Raw genomic sequence first — 16,192 nt, 5'->3', positions numbered from 1 at the left:
TATACACCCACCTCAAGAAGTCCCTATCGTCTAGAGGCCTAGGACATCGCCCTTTCACGGCGGTAACCGGGGTTCGAATCCCCGTAGGGACGCCAAATTCAAAAAAGCCACTGCATTATTTAGACAGTGGCTTTTTTATTTAATTAAAATATTTCCAATAGCAATTAAAGTACTTTTTGTTCATTTGATTCGGTTTCAAAAACAAAAGCCTCTGAGACTAGAACAGTCTTCTCTGGTACTTCAGATTCAATTATTGTGGTTTCTATAGAAGTTATTCCAAAATCTTTTTTGACTTGATCTATATCAGGTGTTCTTGGGTAGCGAATGATTCGATGTCCTGCTTCAATGATTAAACGATCTCTATCCGCATCTTTATCTTCTTTCCCTTTATGAGATGAGTCATCAAGCTCAACAATAGCGACAATATTGAATTGTTTATCCAATACAACAAAATCAGCAACTTTACGGTTAAATAAATTCCTAGTAGCGTAGCCCTGAGCTGTCATAAATGCACTAAACGAAACTTGTGCCAAAATAATATGCTCTGGTAATGCTTCTCTTAATCTGAAGAAAGTTGGTTGTTCGTTCATTGTTAGAATACGTTTACCCTTAATCGGATTACGCGCTCCACCTTTCTTTTCTTTCTTCACATTCCCTAAAACTAAAGCCATTATTGTAAACACAACAATTAAAATAATAATCCACGTCATAAATATCTCCCCTTTAATAAAAAGAACATTCTAAATGTAATTATTAAAAGAATTCTACTACGACGTTATTGATTAAAAATAAAAAGGACTCCGAAGAGTCCTAGAAAATATTATGCTGACTTACGCGAATTGACTCGGCCTTTCACCACAGCCTTGATATTTCCTTTTGCATAATTCAAGAAGACCAATAGCGGCGATAGTTTTGGATTCGGTTTTTTACCTTGCCCAATCGCCTTAAATTGCGCTGCATACCAAATGATTTCCATGATTGCCATTTTATCAACAAATGGAATCCCTGTTTTAATCTGATTTACCGCATAACGAACATCATGCCCTGCAATTAAACGCTCTGGCAAATCTGGTTCTACCGCTAAAGGACGCGCAATTCCAATGAAATCACAGGCACCGCTGGCCAAAGCTGCATTCATTCCTTCGACTGTACGGAAACCACCTGTCACCATCAATTTACATGACACATGCTGACGAATCTTTTCGGCAAATTCCAAGAAATAAGCTTCACGGGCAATGGTACTGGCTTTACGCTTTTCTGCTTTTGCACCCGCCATCGCAGGTGCTTCATAGGTACCACCTGAAATTTCAATAATATCGATACCTGCTGCATCAATCGCTTTAAATACAGTGATGACATCTTCTTCAGTAATGCCACCACGCTGGAAATCAGCCGAATTTAATTTAACCGAAATGATGAAATTTTCAGAGGTCGCCGCACGTACTGCTTTATAAATTTCCAGCAAGAAACGCATACGGTTCTCGATTGAACCGCCCCACTGATCAGTACGTTTATTGGTTAATGGTGATAAAAACTGGCTGATTAAATAACCATGTGCACCATGAAATTGTACCCCTTCAAAACCTGCTTTTTCACAAACAGCAGCAGCGGTCGCAAAACGCTGGATAATATCCAGAATTTCATCATGCGTCAGCTCACGTGGCGTTCCAAACATGGTTGCCAGTACAGGACTAAAAGGTACAGCCGAAGGTGCAACCGTTTCTTTATTTAAACCTTTCGGACACTGACGACCTGGATGTGACAACTGGATCAATTGCACCATACCGTGTTTTTTACCGACAGCAGCCCATTGCTTTAACTTTTCCAGATCACGCTCAGTTTCAATTGCCACCACACCTGGTTCATTTTTGGCGCCAATATTCACCATTACATTACCTGTAACGGCGCAACCTAAACCGCCTTTCGCCCAAGCTTCATATAAACCAATCAGCAAATCATTCGGTTGCCCTGCATCATTGGCAAGTGCTTCACTCATTGCCCCTTTAATGATGCGATTTTTAAATGTGGTATTACGTATCTGAATACTGTCTGCAATCTGACTCATGGCCATCCTCTGCTAAAATTAGAGTGTTTGCTCTAATTTAATCCGATTATTAGTGGTGTCAATAGCTGTTCCGACAAATTGACAATATCACATGTCAATTTATTTACAATGAGGATATTCACTGGCAGCAATCAGCTGACGGGTATATTCCGTCTGGGGCTGGGCAAATAAAGTCTCGGTTGCCTGATATTCCAAGGCTTTCCCTTCATGCATCACCAGCACTTTTTGACACAGGGCTTTAATGACTTGCAAGTCATGACTAATGAACAGATAACTAATTTGTTCTTGCTGTTGCAAACGTCTTAACAATTGAATGATTGCAAGCTGGGTAGATCGATCCAGCGCAGAGGTAGGCTCATCCAGAATAATCAGTTTCGGCTGCACCACCAAAGCTCGTGCGAGTGCAACCCGTTGCCGCTGACCGCCTGAAAGCTGATGCGGATATTTGTCTTTATCCTCGGGAGATAACTCAACCTTGAGCAAGGCTTCGTCAATTTTTGCAGCGTATTGTGGCTGGGAAATCTCTTGGAGTTTAAGTCCTTCACCAATACTCTGCTCAACGGTCATTCGTGGATTTAAACTACTAAAAGGATCCTGAAATACAATTTGAAGCTCACTACGAATCGGCCGAAGCTGTTTCTGGTTAAGCTGATTTAGATCTCGTGCCTGAAAGCTAATTTCTCCTTCACTCGCAATCAAACGGGCAATTGCCAAGGCAATTGAGGACTTGCCTGAACCACTTTCTCCAACAATCCCCAAAGCCTCACCTTGCATTAGAGTAAAACTGATTGATTCAGCAGCAACTTTATAGGCCTGAATCCGAGGAAATAAACCTCTTTTGACGGGATATTTTACCGTGACATTTTTAAGTTCAAGCAATGGTTCTGAGAGTTGTAGCAGCAAAGCTTGCCCAAAATCGTGATTCAATAAATTTTGCGTATAAACGCTCTGAGGACAGCTAAAAAGTTCAGTGCTGCTTGCCTGCTCTTCTAGCCGTCCCTGATTCAGTACCACCACATGATCTGCGTATTGCTGAACAAGATTGAGATCATGGCTAATTAAAATCATCGCCATCTGTCGTTGTTGCTGTAGTTTTTTCAGTAGCATCAAGACCTGTGCTTGTAACACCACATCTAACGCTGTCGTCGGCTCATCAGCAATTAAAATATCTGGCTCTAAAGCCAAAGTCATGGCAATCATAACGCGCTGACGTTGACCGCCTGACAGTTCATGTGGATAGCGCTTTAAAAGATATTCCGCTTCAGGCAAGCCCACATCTTCTAACAAACGCAACGTGTTTTGTCGTACCGCAGCTTTTGCAGAACCTTGTAAAAGCAGGCTTTCCCCTAGCATTCTTTCTACAGTATGCAAAGGATTCAATGCTGTCATGGGTTCCTGAAAAATCATGGCAATTTTCTTGCCACGTATTTGCTGCAACTGCGGTTGACTCAGTTTCAGTACATCCTGATCCTTAAATTGAACTGCACCTGTCACCTTTAATGTCTGAGCTAATAACCCCAACAATGCCAACGCAGTAATGGATTTACCTGAACCACTTTCTCCCACGATGGCAACGGTTTGGGTAGGATAGATTTCAAAACTGACATCCTCAAGCAACTTCTCAGCGCCATTACAAATACTCAGCTGCTGTACTTTGAGTAAAGGTTGATTTAGAGGCAACTTATCGTCTTGGATCAAATGCATCACGTGCCGCCTCCCCAATATAAATCAGTAAAGACAAAACGATTGCCAAGCTAAAAAAACCCGACAACACCAGCCACGGCGCATCCAGATTATTTTTCCCTTGTAATAATAATTCTCCGAGCGAAGCTGAATCAGGTGGCAAGCCATAACCCAGAAAATCCAGTGCAGTTAAAGCAATAATATTTGCCGTCAGCATAAAAGGAATCTGCGACAGACTAGAACTCATCGCATTGGGTAAAATATGCTTAAAGATAATCTTATCCTGACTAACACCCAATGCTTGCGCCGCACGAACATAATCAAGATTACGGGCACGGAGAAATTCAGCACGTACTAGGCCGACCAGCTCTGTCCAGCCAAAAAGCAACATGATCACAAATAACCAATACACGCTCGGGCTAAACATACTGACCAGAATCATCACAATGAAAAGCATCGGTAAGCCACCCCACACTTCCAGAATGCGCTGCCCAATCAAGTCAACCCAGCCACCATAATAGCCCTGTATCGCCCCGACCATAATCCCGACCACAGCAGAACACAATGTGAGTGCAAATCCAAATAAGAGCGAAATCCGCAGACCGTACAGGATTCGGGCAAATACATCACGCCCCTGATCATCCGTGCCAAGCCAGTTCTGTGCGCTCGGTGCAGAAGGAACAGGTACAGCCAAAGACAGATTCGGCGATTGATAAGAAAAAGCTACCGGAGGCGAAATCATCCAGCCATGCGTCTGTATCAACTGCTTTACCACTGGATCTTGATAATCCGTTGCTGTTTCAAACTCCCCACCAAATGTGGTTTCTGGATAATCTTTCAGAATCGGAAAATAAAAAGACTGCTCATAACGCACCAGCAAAGGCTTATCATTGGCAATCAGTTCCGCCAGCAAAGACAGCACAAAAATAATCAAGAACAGGATCAAACAGCGAAAACCCAGCTTATTTTGCCGAAAACGATCAAATCGCGCTTGCATTAAGGGTGACATCATTGTCCACCTCTTGATTCAAAATCAATCCGCGGATCAATGAGGTGATAAAGCAAATCACCCAGTAAACGTAAAATCATTCCGAACAAGGTAAATAAAAACAAGGTACCAAAAATAACAGGATAATCACGCTGGGTAATCGCCTCGAACCCCAATAATCCAATCCCATCCAGATTAAAAATGATCTCGATAAATAAATTACCGACAAAGAAAATACCCACCAACGTTTCTGGCAAAGCAGCAACCACAATCAAAATCGCGTTACGAAAGACATGCCCATACAGCACCTGATTTTCACTTAATCCTTTCGCTCGGGCTGTTAATACATAAGGCTTGTTCAGCTCTTCTACAAATGCATATTTTGTCAGGTAAGTACGTGCAGCAAAGCTACCGAGCAGCATACTCAGAATCGGCAAACACATGTGCCACAGATAATCTTTGATTTTTGCCAAGAAGCTTAACTGGGAGAAATTTTCAGACACTAGCCCTTGCAATGGAAACCATTGCAAATAACTACCACCCGCAAAAAAGACGATCAATAAAATGGCAAAAACAAACGATGGAATGGCATAACTGACCGCCAATAATAACGATGTGGATTGATCAAACAGCAAGCCATTATTTTTTGCTTTTTTAATGCCGAGTGGAATGGCAATCAAATAGATCAGAAAAGTACTCCACAATCCCAAAGACAAGGTCACAGGTAGCTTTTCATATAAGAGTTGCGTGACAGGTTTATCTTTAAAAAAACTGGTACCAAAATCCAGATGCATATACCCTTTCAGAATCAGCCAGAAACGTTCTGTTGCAGGCCGATCAAAACCATACTGGGCTTTGATTTTTTCAATCATTTCGGGGCTTAAACCACGTGCACCCTGATATTGTGCCAGATTCGCCAGATTAGACTGCCCGCTTGCTCCTGCGCCTAAACCTTGTGCATTCTGAATTTGCTGAATGGCCTGTTCAACTGGCCCGCCAGGAGCAATTTGCACAATCAAAAAATTAATCAATAAAATGAAAAATAATGTCGGGATCATCAACAACATTCTTTTTAGAATATAGTGAACCATTGAAATCGAACCCTTATTAATTTATTTACTAAGTTTTTATGAAATCTAACTTGAGAGAAAATACACGGAAAAGTCATCCACAACCTGCGTGTTTTAAACAAGATCATGTTTTTGCGAAATAATAAAAGAGGTCCAATAAGTAAACAGGTTTTGAGATGAACTGCGATATAGCAGCGCAAGAAGCCTTTCTTCCGCAGCGTAGCTTCTTACTAGGCGAAACCAAAGTCACTCCAGCTGAAAAACTTATCCTGAAATTAAGATGGGAACTCGATGACTCCGTAATATTAATCTAACAACTTCATCAAACGCTAGTCAAAACCATTCTAATTAATGCTTTTGTATAGCCTGCTCCTGTTTCTTCGCCTTATTTGCATCCATCCACCAATATTCCCATCCTACAGAAAGCTTTGGCTTCACTGCTGGCTGTTGATAAATATCCCAATAGGCAAACCAGCGTTCAGGTTTTCCATAAGTCAGAATCTGGTAATAACCCGCACGTAACAGACGATCAAGCACACGGGTATAGAGCACAACTTCTTCACGTGTTTTAGCCATAACAATGTTTTCGATCATTTGATCAATTACAGGATTTTTAATACCCGAATAGTTATAGTTACCCGATTCATCTGCTGCTGCACTTCCCCAAAACTGAGCCTGTTCTTTACCAGGTGTTAAGGTCTGTGGCAATTTCAACACCATCATATCAAAATCCTGACGGCGAATCCGTTCCATGTACTGAGGAACATCGACCTGTCTAAGATTAACCTGAATGCCCAATCTTTTCAGGTTCCGCACAAAAGGCATCAGCTCACGTTGCGGATTTTCCTGCTGCATCAATAATTCAATTTGAATGGCTTTACCTGAGCGATCATATAATTTGCCGTCGCGAATCAAATAACCCGCATCTTTTAAAATCTTTTGCGCAATCAGTAAATTGTTCCGATTAAAGCCACTACCGTCTGAAACAGGATAGCGCCAATCAGTCAATACGCCTTGTCGCATCAGCGGATTCAATTGTGCCAAATAAGGTTTGAGTATGTTTAACTCAGCAGCACTCGGGCGACCTTTAGCAGCCAGATCGGTATTATCAAAATAACTTTGTAAGCGCTGATTTTGATTAAAAAATAAAGCTTTATTCTGCCATTCAAAATCATAGGCATAGGTCAATGCCTGACGTAAGCGAATGTCATTTAATGGAGCGCGACGGATATTAAATACCAGACTTTGAATATCAAGCGGTGTGGCTAACCGTGCTTTGTATTTTTTGACCAAGCCTGATTTCGCAGCTGGAAAATGATAGGAGGTGACCCAATTCCGAATATTTTTTTCTTCGTATAAATTAAATTGCCGTGATTTAAAGCCTTCAAAACTAACATCTAAATTCCGGTAATACACGTATTTCAGCCGATCAAAATTATAACGTCCCTTATTAACAGGCAAATCTTTAGCCCAATAGTTCGGACTGCGTTTATAGGTGATACTGCGTCCAGCATCAATACGCTCTACCCTATAAGGCCCAGAGCCCACAATCGGTTGCAACGTGACACGGCTAAAATCTTTATTTTTCCAGTCCAGTTTTGAATAGATCGGTAAGCTCGCCACGATCAAGGGCATCTCGACATTATTCTTGGATTTAAAAATGAATTTAACCTGATGTCTAGACAGCACTTCCGTTCTTGCCAGATCAGACAAATACATCTGAAAGCCGAGATTGGCTTTGGTTTGATAGGTATCAAAGGTAAATTTGACGTCTTCTGCCGTTAACGGCTGACCATTATTAAAACGGGCTTTAGGATTTAAATGAAAGGTCACTGTTTGCAAATGGTTTGGATCATAACTGACCTGTTCAGCCAGTAAGGGATACATCACCCGCGGTTCATCCAGTGAACGATCCATCAGACTATCAAACAGATAATTCACCCCTTCAGTCGAACTTCCCTTGCCATTCATGCTATTTAAATTATCGAAGGTTCCCAGACTAGATTGGCTCAGCATCCCACCTTTGGGTGCATTGGGATTGGCATAAGGCATTGCTTTAAGCTGGGCATATTTAGGCTGCACATGCATGGCTAAATAGGGTGTGGTTTGCATGGCTGCAAATGAAAGCGGAGCAAAAAAGCTTAGTCCATACAATAGACTAAGCCTTTTTGTGCAAAGCAATAAGTTCATGCTGAATTACAGGCTAGGAACTTTAATCACATCACCAATGCGTAATTGAGTACTTGGGGTTAAGTCATTCATTTCTGCCAATGCGTTGGTTTCCATGCCATAACGACTTGCTAAACCAATCAGCGTATCGCCACGTTTAACTTTATACTCGGCAATGGTTTTCGGCACCAAGATATTTTGTCCACGTTGCAAACTGGCATTGGCTTTCAGATTATTTAAATCTGCCAACTCACGACCCGACATACCGAAACGATTGGCAATACTATTCAGAGACTCGCCTGCTTTTACGCTATAGCGCTCGGTATTACGGCTTGGTGCTGCGGCCTTAGGCGCTGTATCGACACTTGCTGTTTCAGCTTTAGGTGCATCGCCTGTCAATTTCAAACGCTGACCGATACGCACATTACTGGTACGGGTTAAGCCATTTAAGCCTGCCACATAATCCAGCTGTAAATTATAGCGGTTTGCAATGTTGCCTAAAGTATCACCTGACTTCACAGTATAGACTTCTGGCGTGCTGTCTTCTCTCGATTTTGTATTGCTGCTGGTCGCCGTTTTTGTAGGAACATCGCCTGTTAATTTCAAACGTTGACCTACCCGTACACCCGCAGTTCGTTCCAGACCATTCAGGTCAGCAACATAGCTCAATTGCAGATTGTACTTGGCAGCAATCGCATTCAGGCTATCACCCGACTGAACCACATACTGATCAGGGACTGTTGAACCTGCTGGAATCTTTAAGCTTTGACCTAAACGAACACCGCTATTTGTCTTCAAATTGTTGAGTTCAGCCAAATCGCTCAAACTGATCTTTGACTTGGTTGCAATACTGGATAAAGTATCACCACGTTGCACAGTATAATTTTCAGTTTTATAACTGGTTGATGCAGTTACATTTTCGTATTTAACAGTATTTTTAGCAGGCTCAGCAGCTTCTTCTGTTTGAGAAACTTCATGTAATGGAACATTGATTTTCTGTCCCACCAATAGACTACTGCCCGCAGTTAAGCCCGAGGTTAAAGAAGCCAATTCCTGATTTGACAATGCATAGCGATCAGCAATCAGTTTCAAGTATTCGCCACGTTTAACTGTATAAGATTTTGTTGCAACCTTAGATGTTGCAGTCGCTTTTGTCTCATTATTACGGGTACTTTGCTGAGCCGTACGTGAATTATTTTTAGGCTCAATCAGCGTAAGTCGTTGCCCAACAAATAAACCATCGGTCACAGACAGATTATTATAATCAGCGAGCTGCTTCAGGCTTAAATCAAAACGTGAAGCCAGATTGGTTAAGCTATCACCTGATTGCACCACATAGCTCTCAGGTTTCTCAGCTGCTTTTGGAGCTTCTGCTTGTGGTTTGGCATTGTATAAATACAAACTTGCGCCAACAAATAAAGTTCCGTTTGGATCAATCTGGTTCCACTGGGCGATATCGCGCCAGTTCACGCCATTTTTCTGAGCAATAACCGCTAAGGTATCTCCAGGTTGTACCACATAGGTACTGCGTTTGCCCTTCGGCGCAGTCACGACAACATCGGTATCTGTCTTGATATAAGGCTTGCCTTGGTTACGTTTCGCGTCATCACTATTTGCTGTGGCACTATCTTCAACCAGATTTTTTGGATAAGCAAAGCCCTTGCTGACTTCCTGACCTTTCTCATCGGCCACGGACTGGCTGGTTTGAATCGCAGTCAGTTTAATCTTGCCATCAAATGGATCAACAATCTCGGTGCCTTTCGGTGCAATTGCCTTAATTTCTGCAACGACCTGATCACGCTCAGCTTGAGTTGCTTGTGGCTCTAAAGCTTGAGCAACAGTTTCCTTTTTGCCTTCTTCCTTGATTGCAGCCGTGATTTTCTCACGCTCTTGCGCAGAAATTGGTGGCTCTGTTTTAACAGGCTTGATATTGGTAGCAGGTGTAATTGCCACTGGAATACGTGGTGCACTTGGAACATCTGCCGCTGCTGCAAATGAAGCCAGCGCATCAGATCCTCTAGGCGTATTCACTTTAGTCTTTGGGATTGTTGGGGTTGTGGTACGCGTTGTATTACTTGCTGTTAAATTCGGCGGTATCTTGGTCGATGGACTCACCGTTTGCGCTGTATTTGTTGTGGTACGAATGGTGGTTGATGTACTCGACGAATTATTTGCCATTGGCGGTGGCGTTTTGTTGCTTGCCCAGAAACCACCTGAACTTGATTTTCCAGAACGTAATTTGGCATCAATTGATGGGCTTAAATCCGCTGGAATTAAAATTCGCATCGGGCTGAGTGGATCAACCATTTCACCACGATAGCCCGGGTTCAATGCATACAGCTCAGCACGGCTCAAACCAGTAATCGAAGCAATCTGGTTTAACTCAAGTGGTGTCGATAAACTTACTTCACGGAAGTGAGGACGGTTGGCAATCGGCGGTAAACTCACGCCATAAGCACCTGGATTTTTAATAATTTGGGCAACCGCCAAGAAACGCGGCACATAGTTCATGGTTTCTTGTGGAAGTTTTAATGACCAGTAATCAGTTGGTAGACCCGCAGCACGGTTACGGTTAATCGCCTGCTGAATACGACCTGGGCCTGCATTATAGGCAGCAAGCGCAAGTTCCCATGAACCAAACTGGTTATACAAGCTTCCAAAAAACTCATAAGCCGCACGGGTTGACTCTACGACATCACGGCGACCATCATACAGGCTGGTTTGTTGCAAACCATAAATACGTCCCGTACTTGGAATAAACTGCCATAAACCTGCAGCCGCAGCACTACTGGTCGCTGCCGGATCGTAAGAACTTTCAATAATTGGAAGTAAAGCCAGCTCGGTCGGCATACCGCGACGTTCTGCTTCTTTTACAGTGTGATATAAATAACGACTGGCACGGGCGCTCAAACGGTCTAAATAAGGTTGACGTGAAATAAACCAGCTACGTTGCGCTTCAATACGGGAATCCCAATGATTCAAGTCCATCTTGAAACCGACTGTCATGCGTTTCCACACATCACCGTGTTTGAGTACCAGTAAACGGTCCCCTTCCACCGCACGCATATCGGTTGCAGAAAGTAAGTCTTCCAGTGAGTCTAAACTGCTTGCGTCCAGATAACCCGAACCCGCCTGTTTAGAAGATGATGTTTTTCCTGATTGAGGTGTTGAAGAACAACCCGTGGTAATTCCCAACGCGGCTAGAGCAGAAGTGAGTACAGTGATTTTGAATAATGATGTTGCAGATGTTTGCCACACCAATTTGCCCGATTTATACATAAAAACTTCCAGTCAACTCACGCTAGTTTTACTTTAGATTTGCCATTGTATTAAAGCATGTCACTTAGACAAGGTAATAATTTAACGTGATTTGCATGGAAATGTTACAAGAAATTAAAAAAGATGAGTTTTGTAACGTTCAAAAACAGAATTTGGCTTTACAATACCCCTTGGTGCATGGGGATGCTAAAATTCTCAAATGACCTGAACTCAAATAGAAATCTGGGTTCTGGTTGATTTGCTTAATTCGCAATTGAAGATTGGCCTTCTTTTTCGGATTGTAAATACTCAAATTTTTCACGCTGTTTATTTTATTGTTCAGGTTCAGATATGTCACAAACAATCACGCTTTACGTTGATGGCGCATGCAAAGGAAACCCAGGTCTCGGTGGTTGGGGTGCGTATGTCATTACCGAACAAGGTGAGCACAAACTTTGTGGCGGCGAAGCTCAAACAACCAATAACCGCATGGAACTGCAAGCAGCAATCGAAGGGGTTTCCTTTTGTCCTGTAGATGCCCATCTCATTATCTGGACAGATTCCAACTATGTAAAACAAGGCATCACCGAATGGATTCATGGCTGGAAAAAGAAAAACTGGAAAGATGTTAAAAATCCAGATTTATGGCAAAAACTGGATGCCGTCTGTGCCAACCGAAACATTGAGTGGAACTGGATCAAAGGTCATGCTGGTCATGAAGGCAATGAAATGGCCGACCAACTAGCAAATTTAGGTGCAGAACAAACGGCTCAACAATTAAAAAATGCAACACAGGCTAACGCTGATACAAAAAAGCCTGAAGCTGACTGGCTCTTAAATGATCCTTTTGGCTTAGATATAGATGCAGACGTGGATGATGTTGAGATGATCGAAGAAACTGAAAATAATGTTGCTGATGAAATCGAGACTACAGAAGAAATGTCTCCAGCACCCGTTGTTTCTAGTCAACATCCGCACATTGTTGTGACTGAAGCAAAATTAAAACTGCAAGGCCCACGTCAGCTCATTCTAGATACGGAGACCACAGGTTTTTACTTTCAGGATGGCGATCGTATTATTGAGGTCGGCGCGATTGAGATGATCAACCGTAAACTTACGGGCAGCTCGATTCATATTTATATCAATCCAGAAAAACCGGTTGGCGACTCTGAAAATGTCCACGGTATTAGCGATGACTTTTTAAAGGACAAACCGAAATACGCCGAGATTGCCGATACTTTATTTGCCTATTTAAAAGGCGCTGAAATTATCGCGCATAACGCAACCTTCGATATGAACTTCCTTGATACGGAGTTCAAACGGGTTGGCCTACCGCCACTCTCAGACGTGTGTGAAGTGACCGATACGCTGGCACTTGCCAAGAACAAGCACCCGGGACAGAAGAACTCATTGGATGCGTTAGTTCGCCGTTATGAAATTCCAGCACGAGATCGTACCTTCCACGGTGCATTACTCGATGCCGAGATTCTGGCTGATGTTTATCTTGCGATGACGGGTGGGCAAGTCTCTTTTGATATGGATGCCCTCTCTCAGACCGAAAAAAATCAGAATAAAACAACACGTCAACGTGTGCAGGTTGATTTACCCATCATCGAACCTTCGGAACATGAATTAAATGAACATGAGACTTGGGTCAAACAATACGAGCAAAAACATGGAGAGCCTTGCCTTTTCGCAAAATAAATTTACTGCTCAATGTAATTTTTTGTATTTCAAGTTTTAAAACTTACGTTATATTAACTATTAAAGATTTAGGCCTTCTCAACAGAAGGCCCATGGATATAACAACTCAGGAAAGGTGTAGGTCATATGTCTTACCAAACCTCGATTCACTTCGACCCAACGGCATTATTAATAATAAAAAATGAGATCGATAACTCGATTAAATTGGTAGAAACAGCAGTCAATACCCTTGCCGAAGAACAAGCCTTACCATTCGGGATTGATGATGCGCTCAACCAGTTTGAACAATGTACGCAAGTACTTGCTCTGATTGATATGCCTCACTTATCACAAATTACTCAATACTCTGCTGAGTTGATGCGTAAAATCATGGCTCAACCTCAACAGGTTCAGACCAGTGATGTGGTTGCTCTAAGCGAAGGCACGACCATGCTGAAGCGTTATATTGAGTTTATCTGCTTACGCGAAGTAAAAGTGCCGCAATTCTTGCTAGATACACTGAACCGTTTAGAAAAAGCATTAGGCCGCCCATTAACCAAAGAAGGCCAGACAGTTCAACCATTACTTGAGTTTATTACACCAAGTTTTAATTTGCCTCAGGCACCGAATCTGGAACAATCGCAATATATTCATCAGCTATATAAGCTTTGTCTAAACAAACTGATTAAACAATCAGAAACAGCGCTTGACCTGCAAGGCATTAAATTAGTGGGTGTTTATCTTGCTGGTTTAGCGGCAGGCCAACCAAGTCAGCAGTACTGGCAACTGGTCAACGTTGGCTTAGGTCACATTGATGAACTCTCAATTACCGAAGCACGTTTACGCACGTTGATCCAAATTGAAACCAATATCGGTAAATTTCTGGCACAGCCAACTATTTTCAAGAATAGCATTGCTGATCTGGCAGACATTTTATGCATTTGTATCAGTCAGGAAGATGAAGTTTCTGAACATATTCGTGAACAGCTGAATATTGGTGATGAATTACTCAGCGACACCCAGCTTCAAGTTCTGAGCCGTCATTTATATGGCCCTGACTATGAAACAGTGCACACCATTAGCCAGTTAATGACCAATGAGATGGTTCAAATTCGTAATGAAATTGAATATAACCATCAAAATATGTCACCTGAAAAGACACAGGAAATTCAGCAAAAGCTGACTCAACTTTGCAATGTTTTCAAGGTATTGAATCTCAACGAAGCTGCACGAGAATTAACCCAGCAAGCTGAAAAACTGAGTTTGCCAAATACCTTAACTGATGCCACTTCAGTGCAGCAGCTCATGAATAGTATTCTAGCGTCAATGAATTCTATTGGCATTCTAGAACGTAATTACACCTCGAGCCGTTTACAGTTACGCGTCAATAATATGCAGATCTCGCTGGATCGTTTAGATGAAGCGCATCAGGCCTTATTGACTGAAACCAAAACACTGGTGGAAACCTTAACCCAGACTTTAAGTCTCTACGTGCAAGACCCTAGCGCTCATAGTCTAGAGGCTTTGCCAGGCTATTTGAAAGAGCTTGCTGGTGCGGCTTTATTCCTTGGTAGTTCAGCACAACAAAATGCGTTGGTAGGTGCAGCACAATTCGCTCAGCATCGTCTGACGCAAAATCAGCCCTTCTCTGCGGAAGAAATTAATTGTGTTTTAAATGTTGTGGCAGGCTTGGATTTACTAGTTGATAACTTGAAGAACAAGCAACCAGTCTTGCAATCTATGTTTGATGTGGCATTATCAAACAGTCAGCAATTACAATCTAAAGCCGCATAATGACTCAACTATCACTTGCTTATATTTTTCAACACCAAAAACTTTTAGTAGACGAAAACTTTCAACTGCCAAAGGTTGAAAAGTTAGCAAGTGACCTCCCCATCCATCAGAATGATCACGTCATCGCACGTGATCTTCTTGAAGATGAAGCCATCCCAGAAGGCTACCAACTCATTCCGATTCGGGAACTTATTCAAAGCTGGTCAAGCAGTGATTTCTTGCAAGCCAGCCGTGCAGTTCAATTGCTGGAATGGCGACGCAATCACAAATTCTGTAGTCACTGCGGTCATGCAACCGAAATACATCCTAAAGAATATGCAATGATTTGCCCTGCGTGTGCTTATCACCAATATCCACGTGTTCAACCGTGTATCATTACCATTATCACCAAAGGCAAGGATGAAGTCCTGCTGGCTAAGTCAGCGCACAATAAAACCAATATGTATGGACTGATCGCAGGTTTTGTTGAAGTCGGCGAAACTTTGGAAGAAGCCGTACAACGCGAAGCATTTGAAGAAGTCGGACTGAAACTGAAAAATATCCGCTATATGTCGAGCCAGCCTTGGCCATTTCCAAGTAACCTGATGATTGCCTTTCATGCTGAATATGATTCTGGTGAAATCCAGCTTCAGCTTGAAGAAATCAGTGATGCACAATTCTTTAAATTCGATCAGCTGCCAGAAATTCCCTTTAAAGGCAGTATTGCGCATAACATGATTATGCAAATGATCGAAAACAAAAAGGTGGCCTAAATCCTTTCATTGGATTGATGTTTATCAGTATTGTCTGATCCACGAATGCCTTTGAGCCCTGCAATAATCGCCTGCATCTGTGCTGAATCAATATTCAACGCTTGAGATAATTGGTTCAGTACCTCATGTACCTGCTCATCTGTCCATTGCCGATAGAACATCAGGCTCAGCGTTTGTTGTATTAACCACTCATGCGTCTGCTGATCCAGTAGCTGTGAAATACTCACCAGTTGTGAAGCAATAAGTTTCAACATCATTCCAGATCTGGATTGAAGTATACGTTGAACCAGCTTTTGCTGGGCATCGGGATAATGGCTAAATAAAGATTGAATGACTGGGGCAAGTGTCGTCTCACACTGTCCATCTTCATTACGGATCAGAAAATGAAATAGATTTGCCAAGGTTGCAGGCACCACTTCTGGAGGAAATATTTCCGGTTCAAGTGGTTGTGGCGGTAAAAACAAGACATTCGGGATCGGATCCTCTCTCATCAACGCTTGTGCCCAATGTTTTATATCGCTGTTGCAATTCATATCCTCCATTCAATTGCACCTGCTTTCACATTCCTATTTAGCAATAAGAAAACTCGCCTTAATTGCGATTTTTTGTACCTGCTGCACAACATTGAATCACCCTCAAAGTATTTAATTTTTTATTGATCTATCACACATATTCAGATTTTTTCATGCATTACCCAACACCAGATTTGTACCTATTTTGGGTAATTAAG

The 16,192-nt window shown here is 42.3% G+C and carries 11 protein-coding genes and 1 tRNA gene; 4 read left to right on the top strand and 8 right to left on the bottom strand.

Annotated features, from left to right (window positions below; all coding sequences use genetic code 11):
- The first annotated feature begins 19 nt into the window (after nucleotides 1–19).
- A tRNA-Glu gene (locus tag EC846_RS06355) sits at nucleotides 20–95 on the top strand.
- A 69-nt stretch (nucleotides 96–164) separates the two neighbouring features.
- Here EC846_RS06355 and EC846_RS06350 read toward each other — a convergent pair.
- The 7 genes from EC846_RS06350 to EC846_RS06320 form a co-directional block, all read right to left on the bottom strand.
- Nucleotides 165–710: a DUF2726 domain-containing protein gene (locus EC846_RS06350; protein WP_123774593.1), complete on the bottom strand. Its 546-nt coding sequence runs from the start codon at nucleotides 708–710 to the stop codon at nucleotides 165–167.
- A gap of 110 nt (nucleotides 711–820) precedes the next feature.
- On the bottom strand, nucleotides 821–2,065 hold the full coding sequence (locus EC846_RS06345) for an NADH:flavin oxidoreductase/NADH oxidase family protein (RefSeq protein ID WP_004773733.1): 1,245 nt from the start codon (nucleotides 2,063–2,065) through the stop codon (nucleotides 821–823).
- 99 nt (nucleotides 2,066–2,164) lie between these two features.
- Nucleotides 2,165–3,769 (bottom strand): dipeptide ABC transporter ATP-binding protein, encoded by a 1,605-nt coding sequence (locus EC846_RS06340; RefSeq protein WP_123774926.1) that lies wholly within the window; start codon nucleotides 3,767–3,769, stop codon nucleotides 2,165–2,167.
- Complete coding sequence (locus EC846_RS06335; RefSeq protein ID WP_123774927.1) at nucleotides 3,747–4,757, bottom strand: ABC transporter permease; 1,011 nt, start codon at nucleotides 4,755–4,757, stop codon at nucleotides 3,747–3,749. The genes EC846_RS06340 and EC846_RS06335 overlap by 23 nt, the downstream gene beginning before the upstream one ends.
- Nucleotides 4,757–5,827 carry a microcin C ABC transporter permease YejB gene (gene yejB / locus EC846_RS06330; RefSeq protein WP_123774592.1) on the bottom strand — a complete coding sequence of 357 codons (1,071 nt, stop codon included), beginning with the start codon at nucleotides 5,825–5,827 and terminating at the stop codon, nucleotides 4,757–4,759. Before yejB ends, EC846_RS06335 begins: the two co-directional genes overlap by 1 nt.
- A 327-nt stretch (nucleotides 5,828–6,154) precedes the next feature.
- Nucleotides 6,155–7,996, bottom strand: a complete 1,842-nt coding sequence (locus tag EC846_RS06325; RefSeq protein ID WP_123774591.1) for an extracellular solute-binding protein — start codon at nucleotides 7,994–7,996, stop codon at nucleotides 6,155–6,157.
- 6 nt (nucleotides 7,997–8,002) lie between these two features.
- On the bottom strand, nucleotides 8,003–11,254 hold the full coding sequence (locus EC846_RS06320) for a lytic transglycosylase (protein WP_123774590.1): 3,252 nt from the start codon (nucleotides 11,252–11,254) through the stop codon (nucleotides 8,003–8,005).
- Between the two features lie 330 nt (nucleotides 11,255–11,584).
- Here EC846_RS06320 and dnaQ point away from each other — a divergent pair, with 330 nt between their 5' ends.
- From dnaQ to nudC, 3 genes are all read left to right on the top strand, one after another.
- Nucleotides 11,585–12,937 (top strand): DNA polymerase III subunit epsilon, encoded by a 1,353-nt coding sequence (dnaQ, locus tag EC846_RS06315; protein WP_123774589.1) that lies wholly within the window; start codon nucleotides 11,585–11,587, stop codon nucleotides 12,935–12,937.
- Nucleotides 12,938–13,063: 126 nt separating this feature from the next.
- Nucleotides 13,064–14,710, top strand: coding sequence for a chemotaxis protein (locus EC846_RS06310; protein WP_123774588.1), 1,647 nt, complete (start codon nucleotides 13,064–13,066; stop codon nucleotides 14,708–14,710).
- Nucleotides 14,710–15,462, top strand: a complete 753-nt coding sequence (gene nudC / locus EC846_RS06305) for an NAD(+) diphosphatase (protein ID WP_123774587.1) — start codon at nucleotides 14,710–14,712, stop codon at nucleotides 15,460–15,462. The genes EC846_RS06310 and nudC overlap by 1 nt, the downstream gene beginning before the upstream one ends.
- On the opposite strand, the gene EC846_RS06300 is transcribed toward nudC, so the two are convergent.
- Complete coding sequence (locus tag EC846_RS06300) at nucleotides 15,459–16,004, bottom strand: hypothetical protein (protein ID WP_123774586.1); 546 nt, start codon at nucleotides 16,002–16,004, stop codon at nucleotides 15,459–15,461. The genes nudC and EC846_RS06300 overlap by 4 nt on opposite strands.
- Nucleotides 16,005–16,192: the final 188 nt, after the last annotated feature.

It is taken from the genome of Acinetobacter sp. BIGb0102 (assembly GCF_003815055.1).
Taxonomy (GTDB): Bacteria; Pseudomonadota; Gammaproteobacteria; order Pseudomonadales; family Moraxellaceae; genus Acinetobacter; species Acinetobacter vivianii.
The sequence above is the reverse complement of the archived record's forward strand: the minus strand, read 5'-3'. Positions and strand labels throughout refer to the sequence as shown.